Genomic DNA, 16,750 nt, shown 5'->3' with positions numbered 1-16,750 from the left:
CGTTCCCAGCCATCGGACCGGAGGCGGTCGTGCAGCGTCGCGAGTTCGGAAGATTCAGTACGGCCGCCGCACTCCTCGCCGGTATCCTGCTGGCCGGTACGCTGGTGGCCCCCGATCCGGCCCGCGCTGCCGACAAAGTGTTCGGCAACAACGGCTTCGAGGCCGGGCTCACGGGCTGGCATCAGTCCCACGGCACAGGCGGGATCAGCGCGAGCGCCGTGCACGCCCACCGCGGCGTCGCCAGCGCGCGGCTGGACGACGCCAGTACCACGACCCCGGTCGGGCTGGAGTCGGCGCCGATCGCCGCGACCGCTGGCACTGGATACCGGGCGTACGCCTCAGTCTGGCTGGAGTCCGGCACGGCCGATTTCTACCTGCGTTTCAGCGACTCGACGGGCACCATCCTCGGCAGCCAGCACACGCTGCTGTCCGCTCCGGCCGCCGGCTGGAGGAGGATCGCCGTCAAGGCCACCGCGCCCGCGGCGACGACCCGCGTCACCGCCCTGCTGTACTCCGGGGTCGCGAGCACCGGCACCGCGTACTGGGACGACATCCTGATCACCGTCGCCGGGGTGACCGACCTCGGATATCAACCGACGAACTCCGCGCCGAACGCGACCACGTTCGGCGTCGGCGCGGACCAGAACAAGATCTTCGGGGTGTACGCCGGGACCGCCACCGCCGCACCCCGCCTCGCCGTGATCGATGCGAACACGGACGCGGTGGTGGAGACCGACCCGCTGCCCGGCGCGCTCGGCGGCTGGGCGGCGACCACCGCCACCGACGGCGCGGTGTATCTGGGCACCTACGCCTCGGGGCAGCTGTTCCGGTACGCCGCCGGCACGGTCACCGACCTCGGACAGCCGATCGCGGGCGAGAACTACGTGTGGTGTCTGGCCGCCGGCGCGAACAAGAAGGTCTACGGCGGTACGTCCAATCAGGCGGGCTATTTCAAGTACGACGGCGGGAGCTTCACCACCATCGGGCCGAAGCCGGCCGCGCCCGGTGCCCAGTACGTGCGCGCCATCGCCAACGATCCCGTGGCCAACGTGACCTACCTCGGTCTGGGCACCGACCAGGCGCGGCTGCTGCGCTACGACAACACGGGTGCCGTCGCGACCGTCGATCTGCTGTCCAGTCAGGACAAAGCGCTCGGCACCACCGTCGGCGGGCTCACCTGGACCGGCGGCCGGCTGTTCGCCAACATCAACGGCACCCTGCTGGTGTACGCCGTCACCGCGACCGGCGTGGCCACCAAGGAGGCGACGATACCCGGCGTGGCGTTCCCGATCTCCGACGCGCGGGGCGGCGCGGTCTACCTGGTCGCCGGTGGTGAGCTGAAGCGTTACGACATCGCCACGCGTACGGTCACCTCGACCGGCGTGGCGATGGCTCTCGCACCCACCCGCCTCGGCTGGGTGACGTTGAGCGGCGACACCACGTTCCCGTCGACCGCCGAGACCCTGGTGGTCGTCGGCGGGCTGGACAACCGCACGCACACCCTGAAGTACGCCCCGGCGACCGGCGCGTTCCGCGACCGCGAGGTGATCGGAACGCCCGAGCAGCCGGTGCAGGTGAGCGCGGTCGGCGCTGATCCGGACGGCGCGGTGTACACCGGCGGGATGGTCACCGGCGGCGTGGCGCAGTACGACCCGATGAACGGGATCTCGGCCTTCCAGCCCGGACTGCATCAGGCCGACCGGATCCTGGCCGCCAACGGCAAGGTCTACTTCGCCACGTACCCGAACGCCTCCCTCTATGAACAGGACCCCGCCGGAACCTGGGCACCGAAGCTGCTCGCCGCCGCGCCAGGCCAGGACCGCCCGATGGCACTGGCCGGCGCGGACGACGGGGCGGTCTTCATGGGCACGGTCGCGCCGTACGGCCGCTACGACGGATCGGTCACCATGTGGCGCCCCGGTGCGACCCCGGTCACCTGGTCGGTCGACCAATCCGTGACCGCGCTCGCGTACCGGGACGGGGTGCTCTACGCCGGAACCTCGCTGCGCGGCGGGCTCGGTTCGGCCGCGCCGGCCAACCCGCCCGCCCGGGACGCCACGCTCTACGCGTACGACGCGTCCACCGGCGCGCAGCTCGCGGCGTACCACCTGCCCGCCGTCGTGGGCAAGGTGTGGTGGTCGATCACCGCGCTCGCGGTGTTTCAGGGCAAGCTCTGGGGCATCGCCGAAGGCTACCTGTTCACGCTGGAACCCGGCGCGGTGAAACCTACGCTGGTACGCAAGCTCTACGACGTGAACACACTCGGTACCGCGACCGCCGCCTGGCACGACGCCGAGCTGGTCACCGACCCGCAGGACCCCGGCGTCCTCTTCGGTGCCGTCGGCGACGCGCTGTTCGCCCTGGACCCGGCGGGTGTCAAGACGAACCTGATGACCGGCAGCACCGTCGACGGTCTGGCCGTCGACGGCTACGGCAATCTCTACTACTACGACTACCTCGGCGGGCGGCTCTACCGGTACGCGCCCTGAGCCTAGAGTTTCAGCGCCGGTTGCCCGTCTGACTCTGGATGATCTGGACTGCGCCGGATGGCAACTGCCGACTCGTAATGCTTTCGAGAGGCGGATCGCGATCTCGGGCGTGCTTGCGGCGAGCGTCGCGGTCTCGAGTACGTCGCCCGGCGTGGTGCTGGTCATCCAGTCGTCAACGGCCTGGCACCAGGTATCACCAGTGCCGGCGCTCATCATCCAGTCGTCGAGGACGTCGGCGAGGTGCTGAGCGGCAGGCTCGCCACATCCGTGCCACCAAGCCGACAAGTAGATATTGCCGTCGGCGCCGGTCTCGGAGAGCGCGTCCAGTACGGTGGCTGCGTCGTGCGCGGCCGGATACCGGGCGAGTGTGTTCTGCCACCACGCGAGGAACACGGCCGATACGGCATCCCGCTCCTCGCGCGACCAGTCCGCGCTGTGACAGCTGACTCTACGGATGAGGCTCTGCGGCAGCGCGGAGTTGTCCTCGTAGAGTCCATGTACCAGCAGTTCCAACAGCCTCGGCAGGAAGTGCTTGAAGTCGGCTTCGGTTCCCCACGTGGTCATGGCCTTCCACGCGTATCGCTCCAACTGCCGGCCGGTCAGTGCGTGCAGGCGAACCGACAGCAGGATCGAGTTCTCCTCAGCACTGACGCAATGGTCGCAGAACTCGATCTTGTCGGGCCGGCGATGGGAGCCGAACACGGCGTACGCGTGCTCAATGGCCTCGCGCAGATCAAGCTCGGCGATACGCGCGGGAGACACCGCCTCGGCAAGGTCATTGTGGAACGCCTCATGTGCGGCGCGCTGGTCGGCGTAGGCCTGACTGACATGGACCAGACGCTTGGCCTTATCGAGTCCCATGCTACGGAGCTGCATCACCGCTCTGATCGAGTCGATGATCGTCAGCCCTTCGGACCGCAGGTACCCGAGGATCTCTTCGATGTCGGCCTGCGGGCCGAACCGTTTGCCGACCGCGTTGATGACACGGTCGAGTTGATCTGATCGACTCGCGGTCATGGCCGTCGCCTCGCGTCCAGCCACTCCGCGTCGTTCCACATCACCGGCATCGCGCCGACCGGCTCGAACCGAATCTGCGGGTCGTCGGACTGCACCAGGCACATCATCCGCCGGCCGAACAGAAGGGCACGTCTGGCCTGGTCAGCCATGATGTCGAGCACGATCTGCGCCGCGCGCGGGCAGTGGCGCGTGAACTTGTCGTAGCGGGTGAAGACCAGGGCAAGACCGGTAGTGTCGGCGGCGGCCCAGCCGTAATCTCCGGCGACGACGTCACGCATCCAGTCGTTGAGCGCGTCGAGGTTGCGCCCGTAGTAGTCGGGGAAGTCGAGTGCCTGGGCGATCTCACGGTGCAGGTCGTGTTCGGTTGCCCAGCCGGCGGCGTCCATGCGCGTGACCTGGTAGCCGGCTTCGGACAGCCGGGCAGTGGTCTGGTCGAGAAGCTCGGGACGCCAGAACAGCGTCACGAACGTGTTGGACATCAGCCGGAACGCGGGGTCGCTTCCGTCGTCCTTCTCTGGGTCGAACGCCGCCATGATCGCTGAGGTTAGCTGGGCGGGCGGTGGCTGCCCAGCTCATTTCGGAATGTTGGAGTCGCCACCCTCGGCGATCTTGACATGATCTGGCTACGTGTATTAGCTTTCTAGCTATGATAGATAGCCAAAGCCTGGCGGGCCGAGCGGACGGTTCCGATGCCTAGGGCCGGTCTGACGCCCGATCGGGTCGTCGACGCCGCGATCTCCCTGGTCGACGACCGCGGGCTCGATGCGCTGACGCTGGCCGCCGTCGCCGAACGCTGCGGCGTCGCCGCCCCGTCGCTCTACAAGCACGTGAGCAACCTCGCGGATCTACGCACACTCGTCGGCGTACGCGTGCTGGCGGAGATGACCGACCGGCTCGCGGCCGCCGCCATGGGGCGCAGCGGTCCGGACGCGGTCGGTTCGGTGATGCGGGCGTATCGCGACTACGCGGTCGCCCACCCCGCCCGCTATGCCGCGATGCCGGTCGACCCGCTGCACCAGCCGGAGTACGCCGCGGCCGGACAGCGGTTGCTCGACGTGATGCGGGCGGCGTTGCGGCCTTGGCGGCTGTCCGACGCCCAGATGGTTCACACCATGCGGGCCGCCAGGGTGATCACGCACGGCTTCGCCTCCCTGGAGTCCGCCGGCGGATTCGGCCTGCCCGAAGACCTCGACGAGTCCTACGAACTTCTCATCCAGATGTACCTGACCTCTCTTCCCCTCACGCACGCTGCTCAGGAGTCCTGATGTCCCGCAACCGCCTCGCCGCGCTGACCCTCGCCGTTTCCGGTGTACTTTTCTTCCTCTATCCGGCCCTGCGGCCGTGGGCGGACGAGTCCACCGCCGCCGGCGCCCTCCATGCGATGGGATCGCCGTGGTGGGTGGCGACCCACCTGTTCGCGATGATCGGCTTCATCCTGGTGCCGCTCGCGCTCTTCCGGGTCGACAAGGTCGCCGCCGCGATCATGTGGATCGGCGCGGGCCTGACCTTGCCGTACTACGGCGCGGAGGACTTCGCTCTCAACACGCTGGCTGGCAAGATCAATGACGGCCGGCAGCTGGACCTGCTGGACCTCTCCGACAGCATCCGCTACCACCCGGTCGCGATCGCCACCTTCGCCGTCGGCCTGGTGCTCCTCGGTGTGGGCGCGGTCTGGGCCGCGGTCGCGGTCTGGCGGCGCGGCGTACTGCCGAGGTTGTCGGGGGTTCTGTTCGGTGCCGGGTTCGCGCTGTTCCTTCCGCAGTTCTTCACCGGCGAGGCCGTCCGGATCGGCCACGGCGTCCTGATGCTCGCCGGGTGCGTCTGGCTCGCGGTGGGGCTGTGGCGCGTACCCGATCCGGTCTGACCTACTTGCCGCTGCACCATCAGAACGACGATCCCTTGGGTGCCCGCCGGAGGTGCCCGAGGATCGTCGTCACCGCTGTTGGCTTGGCCCGGCGGCCGGTTTCCCTTGTAAGGTCGGCGGATCAGTCGGGCTGATCGTATGTGGAGAGGTTGTGCGGTGAGGTGAACGGGCCACGGTGGGTTTCGGCGCTGCGTGGTTCATCGGACTTCCGGCATCTGTGGGGTGCCCATCTGGTCTCCACTCTGGGCTCGGGTGTGACCGGACTTGCCATTCCGCTGCTGGCGGCGGTCGTCCTGGGCGCTTCGCCGACGGCGGTCGGCATCCTGACCGCGGTGAGCGCGGTACCGCATGTGCTGCTCGGCCTCGTGGCCGGTGTACTCGTCGACCGGCTGCCTCAGCGTCCCGTGCTGATCGTGACGGACTTCGGCCGGGCGATCTGTCTGGGCATCGTGCCGGTCCTCGGCATGCTCGATCTGTTGTCCATGCCCGTCCTGTACTGCGTCGTTTTCCTTGTGCAGGCGCAGACAGTGGTGAACGACCTGGCTTCCACCTCCGTCATTCCGAAGGTGTTGCCGGCCGGGATGCTCGCGGCCGGCAACAGTGCGATCTCCGTCAACAGCTCGGTCGCCGGGATCGTCGGCAATGGACTGGGTGGTGGCCTGGTCCAGTTCGTCGGAGCTGTCTCCGCCGTCGCCGTCGACGCCGTCTCCCATGTCCTGTCGGGTGTTCTCCTGTTCTTCCTGCGAGCGCCGGAGCTCGTCGCCGCATCGATCACGGGCCGGCGGGGAATGCTCCGTGACATCAAGAGCGGCCTGGTCTACGTCCGCACGGACCGCGTACTGGTTGCCTTGTGTCTTTCGTCCGGCGTCGGTGCGTTCGCGGTGGCGATACGGGATGCGTCGCTGGTCCTGGCGCTTGTGCGTGAGTTGCGCTTCTCGGCGACGCTGGTCGGGCTCCTGGCCATGCTGGCCGGCGTGGGCGGTATCGCGGGCGGCTTGCTCGCGGATCGGGCGACGACTCGTTTCGGGTTCGGCCGTTCGGTCATGGCGGCCAATCTGGCGAGCGCGGTGGCGATCGCGCTCCTGGCGGCGCCGTTCGGTGTGGCGCCCGCTGTCTCGGTGGGGGTGGGGCAGCTCGTGGGCGGTTTTTCCGGCGCGGTGTACGCCGTCGGCCAGTTGACCATGCGTCAATTGGCGACGCCCCGGGACATGCTCGGTCGGGTCAACGCCGCACGGCGGTTTCTCGTCTACGCATCGATCCCACTGGGCGGCATCGTCGGTGGATACGGCGGCGCCGTGCTGGGCAGCCGGCCGATGTTGACCGTCGCTGCCGTCATCATGGCGATCTCGGTGATTCCGCTGGTGGTAGGCAAAGTCACCGAAAGCGCCGATCGGTGGGGGCTCCGCCTCGCCGCCGGCTGAAATATGTCGTCACATTCTTGGTCTGATCAGCCGAGGAAGGTCACGGTTTCCGACAAAGGGGCGCGGGGGATACGCGGATGCGTCGTGGCCGGGTCGGCGAAGCCGATCGACATGCCGCAGAACAACACCTGCCGAGGCGGTGCCGGGATCTGCTCGGCGACGCTGCGATGGTATTCCGTCCAGGCGATCTGGGTGCAGCTGTGCAGTCCTTCGGCGCGCAACAGCAGCATGACCGTCTGCAGATAGATGCCCGCGTCGGCCCACTGCGGTGCGGGCATGTCCCGGTCGAGATAGCAGAACAGGGCCGTGCCGGCACCGAAGCAGTTCCAGTTCTCGGCGCGTACGCTGGCCCGCGCCGCCGCGTCGCCGGGGTTGATACCGAGCGCGCCGTATCGATGTTCTCCCAGGACGGCCATGCGTTCGAGGTAGGGGGATCGGATCTCGGCGGGGTAGATCGCGAACTCGGGATCGTCGCGATCACCGGCGCTCACCCGCTGGGCAATCCGACGCTTCAGTTGTCGCAGCGTCTCACCGGACAGCACGTATATGTGCCAGGGCTGAAGGTTGCTCCCCGAAGGCGCGTCGGCCGCGGCCGTCAGGACTCGCACGAGCATGTCGTGCGGCACGGGCTGATCGGTGAATCGTCGGATCGACTGTCGTGTGCGTACCGCCTCGTAGACATCCATCGCGGCCTCCCCGACCGGTATCTCATGGTTTCGGCCGTCCTTGACGGGCGCGACCCGATCGGATCGGCGTACCCCATGATGTGGGGAGCGGGGGGACACGAAGCGCGCGCCCCGGTACGCGGTGACGGACCGGGGCGCCGGGAGTGTCAGCAGGCGACCCTGGCGGCGTCGGTGATGAGGTCGGCGACGATCCGGGGGTGGCTGAGCATGACGACGTGCGACGAGTTCGGTACCTCGACGACCTTGCGCGCGTGGGCGCGGCTGTACATCCAGCGCTCGCACGCGGGCGGGATGGCCTTGTCCTGACCGGCGACCAGGCCCCAGGTCGGGATGGTCTTCCAGGCGGCGGCCGTGGTCGGGAAGATGAACGACTCGGCGTCGAACGGGCGCTGCGTGGCTTGCAGGACTCGGAAGGCGCTGGTGGAGATGTCGGCGGCGAAGGCCGCCTGGCCGTCCTTGCTCAGGTACAGGTCGATACCGGTCGTGCCGTCGGCCTTGGTGTACGGGACCCCGACGCTGACCGGGCCGACCTCGCTGCCGGGGAACCTGCCGATCAGCTCGCCCTGCGTCTCGCCCACCTCGGGCACGAACGCCGCGATGTAGACCAGCGCCTTGACGTTGCTCTTGCCGGCGGCGGCGTTGGTGATGACCGTTCCGCCCATGGAGTGCGCGACGAGCACTACCGGTCCGGGGATGGAGTCCAGCAGGCTGGCGACGTAGGGTGCGTCGGTCGGGATGCCGCGCAGCGGGTTCGCGGCGCAGATCGTGGTGTAGCCCCGGTTCTGCAGCAGGGCGATGGTGTCGTTCCAGCACGACGAGTCGGCGTAGCCGCCGTGCACGAGCACGATGGTCGGCTTGGCCGCCGGCGAGCTGTCGGCGGCACTGGCGGGGCTGCCCAGGGCGATGCCTGCAGTGGTGGCAGCGGCGGCGGCACCGATACCGGCGACGAGGGTACGCCGGGAAAGCGACGGGTTCATGGTCTGCTCCAAGGTCAGTGGTCGGCGGATCCGGCGGCCTGGCGGATGAGGTCGGCGACGGCGCCGGGCTGGGAGGCGTAGACGGCGTGGCTGCCGATCGCCTCGACGGTGACCGCGCCGGCGCGGGCGGCCATGGCCCGCTGGGCGTGCGGCGGGATCATGCGGTCCTGTGTGGACACGAGATACCAGGCCGGCCGGGTACGCCAGGCGGGTTCGGTGACGGTGCCGGCGAGCGCCTCGACGCCCCACGGCACCTGCGAGTCGGCGAGGAACGCGGCCTCGTCGGCGGGCAGGTCGGCGGCGAACGAGCCGTGGAACTTGTCGCGGTCCAGGAACAGGAACCCGTCGCGGGGCGCCAGGATCGGCGGCACCGGGTCACCGGGGGAGGGGTCGGCGATCAGGGTGTCGACCGACTCGCCCTTGTCCGGCGCGAACGCGGCGACATAGACCAGCGCCGCCACGTTGCCGTGGGTACCGGCCTCGCTGATGACCGCGCCGCCGTAGGAGTGGCCGACCAGGACGGCCGGCCCGTCGAGGGCGTCGAGGACGAACCGGGTCGCGGCCGCGTCCCCGGCGAGCGACAGGGTGGGGTTCTGCACGATCTTGACGGTGAACCCGTCGGCGGTCAGCAGCCGGTGTACGCCCAGCCAGCCCGATCCGTCGACGAACCCGCCGTGGACCAGCACGACATTGCGAATCATGGAGTGCTCTCCTCCAGCGCCGGGCGGCAGGCCGTTCACCTGCCGCTTCGCACTCCATGCAATCGCCGTACGCCGTTCGGTCCCAGGCAGAACACCATGCAGAACTACGGTTGCGCAGAACTGCGGTTGCGCGGAACTACCGTGGCGCCGGGCCGTGTTCGGCGGCCGCGGCCCGCATCCGCGCCGCGGCGTCGGGCAGGCCGGCGTTGTCGTACAGTTCGGCGGCGCGCAGCAGGTTGTCGCGGGCCTCGACGGCGCCGTCGTCGTACAGGGCGGCCAGCGCCTGCAGCGCGACCGCGTACTCCAGCGGCTGCTGCTCGCGTTCGAGGATGTCCAGCGCCTGCTGCATCATCGCCCGGCCCGCTTCGGCCTGACCGGACACGCCCAGTGCCTTGCCCAGGTAGATCAGCACGTGGGGCCGGGTGTAGTCGGCGATCGTCGTGGTCATGCCCGACGCCGGGTCGTCGACCGTCTGCTGCGCCCGGCGGAAACTGGCCAGGGCCGCGTCCGGGTCGCCCAGGCGCAGCTGCAGGTCGCCGCGCTCGATCCACGCCTGACAGCTGGCGTCGACGTCGCCGGCCTGCTCGAACAGGTCCGCCGCTTGCAGTACCGCCGTCATCGCGGCGGCGGCCTCACCGAGCGGGCCCAGCGCCCGCGCCGTGTAAGCCAGCGCCCACGCCTCCTGGAGCAGGTCGCCGGCGGCGCGGGCCAAGGCCAGTGCCCGCTCGGCGTACGGCAGGACGTTGCGTTTGTCGCGCCACGGAAGGGTATGCGTCCAGGCGACATAGTTAAGGAACTCTGCCTGCCGGCCGGGATCACCGAGGCGCTCGGCCGAGTCGTGGCCGAGCATGAACACCTCCGCCCAGCGCGGCCAGTCCACCCAGCGGTCGGAGTACCAGTGCAGCGCACTGGTCGCCCGTACGACCGCGTCATGACGACCGGCGAGGGCCGCCGCACCCAGCGCCGGCAGCCAGTGCTCGGACTCCACGCGCAGCCACTGATCAGCCTCCTCGGCAGACGCGAACCGGGACTGCGCGCCGTCCGGCTCGAACCACAGTCCCGCCGCGGTCATCGTCTCCAGCAGCCAGGCGACCATCCGGTCCCGCACGGCGGTCACCGTCCCGGACGGCTCGTCCACCTCCAGGCGCTGGTGGGCATAGAGACGGACAAGGTCGTGGAACCGGTAACGGCCGCCTTCAGCGGTGCCCATCAAGCTCAGGTCAACCAGGTCGTCGAGCTGATCCTCGGCGTCGTGGACGCCGACATCACCGACCACCGCCGCCAGCGCGGTACCGAAGTCCGGCCCCGCGACCAGCGATACCCGGCGAAACATCTGCCGGGTAGCCGCCGGCAGCTGCTCGTACGACATCCCGAAGGCGGCCGCCACCTTCAGATCACCGGCGCTGAGCTGCTCCAGCCGCCGCTCGGCCGCCGACAACCGGTCCACCAGGTCCGCCGCGCTCCAGCCCGGCCGGGAAATCAGCCGGTTGCCGACGATCCGCAGCGCCAGCGGCAGCCCGCCCAGCAGCTCCACCAGCCCGGTCAGATCCTCATCGCGTGGATCGAACCGCTCCGCGACGATCCGGCCGAGCAGATCCTGCGCGTCCGGAACGGGCATCGGATCCAGATGCAGCCGCCGCGCGGCCTCCAGCCCCGACAGGAGCCGGCGGCTGCCGACCAGCAGCAGGCTCCGGCCGTCTCCGGGCAGCAGCGGGCGTACCTGCGCTTCCGACTGGGCGTCGTCGACGATCACCAGAACCTGCCGCTCGCTCAGCAGGCGGCGGTATCGTCCCGCCTTCTCGGCGGCGTCATCAGGGATGTGCTGCGTCCGCACGCCGAGCGCCCGCAACAGCCGGGAGAGCAGCTCATCGCTGGCGACCGGCCGCCGGCTCATGCCCAGCGCGTCGACGAACAACACGCCGCCCGGGAACCGGTCACGCAACCCGTGCGCCGCCCGGACGACCAACGTCGTCTTGCCCAGCCCGGCTCCGCCCGAGACGATCGCGACATGAGGCCCGTCGACCGGCTCCTCGGCCAGGCGGTAGAGCCACGCGAGTTCCGCCGCCCGCCCGGTGAAGTCCCCGATCGACCCGGGTAGCTCACACAACCCCGGCGCCGCCGCCAGATAAGCCGACCGTGCCCGGCCCGCCTTGGCCAGCGCCACGAACTCCGCCCGGCCGGCCGCTTCCAGCTTCAGCGCGTCGGCGATCAGCAGAACCGTACGCCGCTGCGGCCCCAGCGCCCGCCCGCGCTCCATGTCGCTCAGCGCCCGCGTACTGACCCCGGACGCCTCGGCCAGTTCCTCGAGCGTCAAGCCGACCCGATGGCGCTGGCTGCGCAGCATTCCCGCGAATGAACCCGACGCCTCCATCCGTCCATCATCGCTCAGGCTGCGCCGGTCCAAGATCCCCCGAGGAGCGCAAGCCCTTGGCCTCGGCGCGTACGCCACCGGGAGGTCTCCCCGGCCGTCCAGCAGATGACGTCCGCCGCGGCCGGTCAGGGTGCGCAGCGGCCGGTCAGCAGCCTGCCCTGCGGAGGCGTTCGGCGGCTTCCGCAGGGCTCAGGCCGGCGTACCCGTCGCGGTGCCATTTCTTGAGGTTGAAGGCCCGGGTCCACAGCCCGGCCGCCCAGGAGACCTCGACCTCCTCCGTGCTGAACGCCCGCCCCGCCGCCCGCTGGTACGCGTCGAGGAAGGCGGCCGACCGGTCGATGTCCGGTTCGCCCTCCTCGGTTCCGGCCGTCCACACCGCCGCCGCGTGCCCGGCCAGGGCGGCCTCCGGCAGGACGGCGGCGCTGTCCCAGTCGTGGACCGCCGCGGGGCGCCCGTCGCGCCAGCGCAGGTTCCGGGCCTCCCAGTCGGCGTGGCCGACGACGAGCGGCAGCGTGAGCCCGGCGAGGCGCGCGCGTACGCTGCGGGCGACCGGGTCGATCCAGGCGGGCTCGGCGTCCGCGTTGAGGTCGGTGTCGACGTCGTCGGGCGGGGGCCACAGGTCGTCGGACGGATGGTTCCAGTGGACCCACGGCGGCGGCGGAAAGGGTTCGATCGTGTCCGCCGGCGGGGCGAGGCGGACGAGGTCGGCGAGGAGCGCGGCGTACTGCGCGGGGGCATCGTCGGCGCTCGGGGCGAGGATCTCCCCGGCGTCCATCAGCTCCTCGGCGCTGGCGAAGCCGCCGGCCAGCGGGTTCAGTCCGGTCAGCAGGCGCGGGCAGGGGAACCCCGCGGCCCAGAGGCTCTCGTGGATGTCTGCGCAGGAGCCGAGCTCCGGCCGCCAGGCGCGTACCTTCACCACCACGTCGCGGCCGTCCGCCAGTCGGACTCCCACCACCTGCGACAGGTGGGAGGTGACGAACAGCGTCTCGCTCAGCGGACTGCCGAGGTGCTCGGCGCACCAGTCGCTGATCGCGGCGGCGTCGGCTGTGGGTACGGCCATGCTCACCCACGATAGTCCCATCGGAATCCGAAAAATGGTTCATCCGGAATCGTGGTGCGGCCACGTCGTAGGAGCGATCGGACCACGGTCACCCGCAACATAGGCAAACCCGCCATGCGCGGCGGTTCCGGGGAAGCGGTCTACGGAACGGCCGGGCTCGGCATCTGCTCGGTGCCGTCCACTATGGCGCGTGCGAGTTCCGACAGCCGGCGGTTTCCGCTCCGGGAGTGCCTGCGTAACAGGCCGAACGCCTCATCCATGTCGACATGCCAGCGCTCGGCGAGCACGCCCTTGGCCTGTTCGATCACGATACGGCTGTTGAGCGCGGCCTGCAGCTGCTCGGTGAGCACGTCCCGGCGGCGGATGGCCCGCTCTTGCAGCAGTCCGATGGTCGCCACGTCAGCCAGTGCCTGGCCGCTGCGCAGCTTGTCGGGGTCCAGTGAACCCGGTGCGGTGTCGAAGAAGTTGAGCGCCCCGATCACCTGCGTACGCAGCCGCATCGGCACGGCGTGCACGGCGGCGAAGCCCACGGCCGCTGCGGCCTCCGTGAAACGGGGCCATCGCGTCGCGGTGGCGAGGTTCGCGACCGACACCGGCCGCCCGGTGCGGAAGCAGTCCACGCACGGGCCTTCATCGGACTGCAGCTGGAACAGTTCGAGCAGGCGGGTCCGCTCCGAGGACGCGGCCACCAGTTGCAACGTGTCCCGCCCGTCGGTGAGCAGCAGGCCCGCGGCGGACACGCCGAGAAGCTGCACGCTGCGCTCGGTCAGCACGTGCAGGAAGTCGATCACATCGAAGTCGTCGACGAGCGTATCGGCCATTTCCACCAACACGTCGGCTAGCTGGAGCTCGGCCATCTCACTCACCCTTCACCCAACAGTAGTCCCGCCGAGCGTACGGCTGGAAGTAGCAGATCAGCTTCACTGCAGCCCACCGTCCCCGATGTCGGGGTCCGGGGAGAACCGCAGGCGTCGTGCCACCACGCTGCGTGCCACGTCGCGCAGCGGAAGGTCGTGGGCGTACGCGTACGCGCGAAGGCGGACCAGAGCGACCGAGGCAGTGACCCGCAGCTGGACGATCAGCATTCCGGTGGCCTGGTGTACCTCGGGATGGTGCGCGTCGAGGTGCGGACGGGAGGCGGATCCGATATCCATGCCCCCGGCGTCCAGCAGGATGGCGCAGGCGGTGTCCGCGAGCAGCAGGGCGTCGGCAAGCTGGTCGTCGTCGAGGCTGCCGGGGGCGGCCCGGTAGAGGTCGAGAACGCCCACCTGGATCGTGCCGACCTGCAGCGGCAGGGCGAACAGGGCTCGCGCGCCGACCTGCACCGCGGCGGGAGCGAACACCGGCCAGCGGGCCTGGGAATCGATGTCGAGGAGATCAGCGGCGAGGGCGGGTGTCCCACCCGAGGCGTCCACGCCGGGCCCCTCGCCCAGGGTCAGCGCGAGGTCCGAGAGGCGTTCGGCGACCGCATCGCTGGCGTACACCGTCTCGCGGAGGTTCGCGGGCAGCAGCACGCTGGCCCAGGCGCCGTCCACGCCGGCCGCCTCGATCAGCGCGGTGCACACGGTGCCGAGGGTCACCCGCCCGCCATCGGCCACCTCGACGACCCGGGTCCACAGACGTATGCGGCGCTGCGCGGTCATCGGACACACCTGGCCACGTGACGATCGGCGGATCTCGTACGCACGACGAACGCCTCCGATACCTTCACGGTCCGTGAGGCCGCAATTGACTGCCGCCATCGGGCGGAACCGAGTCGAAGGCCGTCTCCCAGGCGGCTTATCCGAGGAGCGTACCCCTTGCCGAGGTCGCCGAACCGTAGCGCGGGCTCTTTCCCTCCGGCGGCGCCTCCGAGTCGCCCGAGGCCACGTGACGCCGGACGAGGAGCGTGCGGACTTGGTCGGACCGGCTGGCCTCGGCGTATGGTGACCTTGTCACCCGAGACCCCGGTGGCGTGGCCGGCGCCCGCAGGGATTCACGGACCCCCGAACCAGATCACGTGCCCGATCGGCGCGACCGCCGCCGCCGGGCGGCCCGGGGAGGAGAAGTGGGGTAGGCCATGGAGTTCGACGTGACGGTCGAAAGTCCTCAAGGGACTCGCAACAAGTACGTGATGGACCGGGCCCGTGGCCGGCTCCGGCTGGACCGCATGCTCTTCACAGCTACGCAGTACCCCGCCGACTTCGGCTTCATCGAGCAGACCCTGGGCGAAGGCGTCGATCCCCTCGACGCCCTGGTCCTCGTCCGGGAGCCGACGTTCCCCGGCTGCCAGATCAGGTGCCGCGCGATCGGCATGTTCCTCATCGACGACGAATTCGGCCCCGACCCGACCGTGATGTGCGTACCGTCGGCGGATCCCCGCCAGGCGCACGTCCGAGATATTGACGATCTTGAACATTTTCATCGCCTCGAGATCCAGCACTTCTTCGAGATCTACACAGACCTCGAACCCGGCAAGCGGCGGCTTCACACCACGGCGGGCCACTGGAGCGGCCGGCCGGCCGCCGAGGCCGAGATCAGCCGTTCTCTGCAGCGCCATCAGCGGACGGCCACCGCGGGAACGGAATTCACGGCCGTCTGATGGGAACCAGCCGTTCCACCAGCTGGCCCGGCTTCGCTGTGGTCATCCGGCCACCGTCGTCCTCCCAGACGCCGTCCTCGTCGTCGGTCTTCGCGGGAGCGTCGAGGCCGACCGGGCGGACCAGGCTGCCCAGGATGCTCTGCGCGTGCACGAGGTTACCGGTGGTGGCCGAGGTGAGCAGGGCGGCGCGGGCGGCCCCGGGGTCCGTGCCGGGCGCGACGACCAGGAGATCCACGCGCTCTCCGTTGTCACACAACGCGGTGAGCAGGCTGACCGGCTGGCTGGCGAAGTAGCCGAGGCGCAGAACCCGGTCCGCGACCCGCAGCCGGCCGGGCCGGCTGTCCCAGAATTCGGCGTTCAGGACGAGGCGTGACACCAGGCCGCGCAGCTTGTCTATGGCCAGCACCAGGCCGGGAAGCTCGGCGACGGGATCGGTCGACCGGGGCCACCATCCCCCGTCCAGCAGGGAAAGCCGCGAGCCGGTGGGCTCCAGTTGCAGTCGCGGCGTCGACGGCGGCGTGCTCGCCGCGGCGACGGTATGCGCGTTCATGGTCGCCGTCATGTCAGCTCCCATCCGCGAGGTACGAGCCGGACTCGGGCCTGTCGTCCCGGCGTACCGCGAATTGCTGGCGGCGGCTGCGCCGGCGCAGCTGGGTGATGCGGGCCGTGCCGATCACCGTCACCACGACCGCGCTTCCGACCGCCGCGATCAGCAGGCCGAGGGCGAGCGGAACGCTGCCGTGCAGCCACAGGAAGCTGATCTCGACGCTGCGCGTATTCTGCAGCATGAAGACGATGAGTACCACGAGGGTGGCAGCGGCGACGCAGATGCCGAACCAGGTGGCCCCGGTCCGAGTCCGCGCCGGGGCGGGCCGCTCCCGCGCCGGAATGGCATCGACATTGGTATCTGCCGATGTAAGGCGATGGGAGCCGGGCGCCTGGTTGGGCGGGCGCTGGAGAAGGGCCATGACGATCCGCTCTGAGCGGTAGCCGGTGTGGCTGACACCTCACGGGCGGGATGTCGTCGATTCCGGGATACCTCCACCGTACGCCTGTTCGGGCCGCAAAGCGCGCCGGGCAACCCGGGAATCAGGCTGCTCAAGGTCTATCGACAGGTCCATTTCAAGGTCTATCGACAGGTCGATCGACGAAGCGTCGAATGTGGGCGTCGTGTGGAACGTCTCGAACAGGCCGAGGGCCACGAGTACCCGGACGACGATCTGCCGGGGGTGCATCAGGCGCAGACGGCAGTCGGCGAGCTCGGCGGCCGTCTGGACCCGCACCAGCACACGGACCGCGGCGCAGTCCATGAACCGCACGCCGGCGAAGTCGAGGTCGAGAACCTCGGGACGGCTGTCACGCAGGACCGTGAGCAGGCATGCCTGCAGGACGGAAGAATTCGACATGTCCAGCTCACCAGTGACGCTCGCCCGTACGCGCGGGCGGGAGGATCCGTCATCCACCGGTGTGACGTCGATCCGCACGAGACCGGGATGCGCCGCTTGAAGGTCGGGTTGGGACACAGTTGGTCCTCCAACCGCTCGATTGAGCATGAATGCATCAATGGCGGGCGAAGGCTGGGC

The 16,750-nt window shown here is 69.7% G+C and carries 17 protein-coding genes; 6 read left to right on the top strand and 11 right to left on the bottom strand.

Translation table 11 applies throughout. The features are described 5' to 3' along the window. The first annotated feature begins 29 nt into the window (after window positions 1-29). Complete coding sequence (locus G401_RS0103060; protein ID WP_027341345.1) at window positions 30-2,489, top strand: NHL repeat-containing protein; 2,460 nt, start codon at window positions 30-32, stop codon at window positions 2,487-2,489. Between the two features lie 495 nt (window positions 2,490-2,984). After that, window positions 2,985-3,491 carry a hypothetical protein gene (locus tag G401_RS0103055; RefSeq protein WP_157545247.1) on the top strand — a complete coding sequence of 169 codons (507 nt, stop codon included), beginning with the start codon at window positions 2,985-2,987 and terminating at the stop codon, window positions 3,489-3,491. An 11-nt stretch (window positions 3,492-3,502) separates the two neighbouring features. Here G401_RS0103055 and G401_RS0103050 read toward each other — a convergent pair whose 3' ends face one another. Next, on the bottom strand, window positions 3,503-4,039 hold the full coding sequence (locus G401_RS0103050; protein WP_027341343.1) for a barstar family protein: 537 nt from the start codon (window positions 4,037-4,039) through the stop codon (window positions 3,503-3,505). A gap of 156 nt (window positions 4,040-4,195) precedes the next feature. Between G401_RS0103050 and G401_RS0103045 the strand changes: the two genes are divergently transcribed. The 3 genes from G401_RS0103045 to G401_RS0103035 all read left to right on the top strand — a co-directional run bounded on the left by G401_RS0103045 (window position 4,196) and on the right by G401_RS0103035 (window position 6,791). Continuing rightward, a complete protein-coding gene (locus G401_RS0103045) occupies window positions 4,196-4,771 on the top strand; it encodes a TetR/AcrR family transcriptional regulator (protein WP_027341342.1) in 576 nt (191 codons plus the stop codon). Next, entirely contained in the window at window positions 4,771-5,370 is a 600-nt protein-coding gene (locus G401_RS0103040; RefSeq protein WP_051366064.1) for a hypothetical protein, read from the top strand. The genes G401_RS0103045 and G401_RS0103040 overlap by 1 nt, the downstream gene beginning before the upstream one ends. Before the next feature lie 140 nt (window positions 5,371-5,510). Then, window positions 5,511-6,791, top strand: coding sequence for an MFS transporter (locus G401_RS0103035; protein ID WP_084556763.1), 1,281 nt, complete (start codon window positions 5,511-5,513; stop codon window positions 6,789-6,791). 26 nt (window positions 6,792-6,817) lie between these two features. Here G401_RS0103035 and G401_RS0103030 read toward each other — a convergent pair whose 3' ends face one another. The 7 genes from G401_RS0103030 to G401_RS0103000 form a co-directional block, all read right to left on the bottom strand. Continuing rightward, on the bottom strand, window positions 6,818-7,477 hold the full coding sequence (locus tag G401_RS0103030; protein ID WP_027341339.1) for a nitroreductase: 660 nt from the start codon (window positions 7,475-7,477) through the stop codon (window positions 6,818-6,820). A 146-nt stretch (window positions 7,478-7,623) separates the two neighbouring features. Then, a complete protein-coding gene (locus G401_RS0103025; protein WP_027341338.1) occupies window positions 7,624-8,454 on the bottom strand; it encodes an alpha/beta fold hydrolase in 831 nt (276 codons plus the stop codon). Window positions 8,455-8,468: 14 nt separating this feature from the next. Then, window positions 8,469-9,155 (bottom strand): alpha/beta fold hydrolase, encoded by a 687-nt coding sequence (locus G401_RS0103020; RefSeq protein ID WP_034590621.1) that lies wholly within the window; start codon window positions 9,153-9,155, stop codon window positions 8,469-8,471. Window positions 9,156-9,291: 136 nt separating this feature from the next. Continuing rightward, complete coding sequence (locus tag G401_RS43095) at window positions 9,292-11,526, bottom strand: helix-turn-helix domain-containing protein (protein WP_084556761.1); 2,235 nt, start codon at window positions 11,524-11,526, stop codon at window positions 9,292-9,294. 145 nt (window positions 11,527-11,671) lie between these two features. After that, window positions 11,672-12,586 carry an aminoglycoside phosphotransferase/kinase family protein gene (locus G401_RS0103010; protein ID WP_064741687.1) on the bottom strand — a complete coding sequence of 305 codons (915 nt, stop codon included), beginning with the start codon at window positions 12,584-12,586 and terminating at the stop codon, window positions 11,672-11,674. 140 nt (window positions 12,587-12,726) lie between these two features. Further along, on the bottom strand, window positions 12,727-13,443 hold the full coding sequence (locus G401_RS0103005; RefSeq protein WP_027341335.1) for a GAF and ANTAR domain-containing protein: 717 nt from the start codon (window positions 13,441-13,443) through the stop codon (window positions 12,727-12,729). A 63-nt stretch (window positions 13,444-13,506) separates the two neighbouring features. Next, window positions 13,507-14,229, bottom strand: coding sequence for an ANTAR domain-containing protein (locus tag G401_RS0103000; protein ID WP_027341334.1), 723 nt, complete (start codon window positions 14,227-14,229; stop codon window positions 13,507-13,509). Between the two features lie 416 nt (window positions 14,230-14,645). On the opposite strand from G401_RS0103000, the gene G401_RS0102995 reads away from it, so the two are divergent. Beyond that, on the top strand, window positions 14,646-15,167 hold the full coding sequence (locus G401_RS0102995; protein WP_027341333.1) for an inorganic diphosphatase: 522 nt from the start codon (window positions 14,646-14,648) through the stop codon (window positions 15,165-15,167). Here G401_RS0102995 and G401_RS43090 read toward each other — a convergent pair. Genes G401_RS43090 through G401_RS0102980 form a run of 3 tightly spaced genes read right to left on the bottom strand, consistent with a single transcriptional unit; the run spans window position 15,154 to window position 16,690 of the window. Further along, window positions 15,154-15,729, bottom strand: coding sequence for a DUF5994 family protein (locus tag G401_RS43090; protein WP_051366061.1), 576 nt, complete (start codon window positions 15,727-15,729; stop codon window positions 15,154-15,156). The two genes, G401_RS0102995 and G401_RS43090, sit on opposite strands and share 14 nt — an antisense overlap. Before the next feature lies 1 nt (window position 15,730). Next, window positions 15,731-16,135 carry a LapA family protein gene (locus G401_RS43085; protein WP_084556759.1) on the bottom strand — a complete coding sequence of 135 codons (405 nt, stop codon included), beginning with the start codon at window positions 16,133-16,135 and terminating at the stop codon, window positions 15,731-15,733. Window positions 16,136-16,174: 39 nt separating this feature from the next. Continuing rightward, window positions 16,175-16,690 (bottom strand): STAS domain-containing protein, encoded by a 516-nt coding sequence (locus G401_RS0102980; protein ID WP_169734135.1) that lies wholly within the window; start codon window positions 16,688-16,690, stop codon window positions 16,175-16,177. Window positions 16,691-16,750 lie beyond the last annotated feature (60 nt).

The organism is Hamadaea tsunoensis DSM 44101, from assembly GCF_000428945.1.
GTDB classification, from domain to species: Bacteria; Actinomycetota; Actinomycetes; order Mycobacteriales; family Micromonosporaceae; genus Hamadaea; species Hamadaea tsunoensis.
The sequence above is the reverse complement of the archived record's forward strand: the minus strand, read 5'-3'. Positions and strand labels throughout refer to the sequence as shown.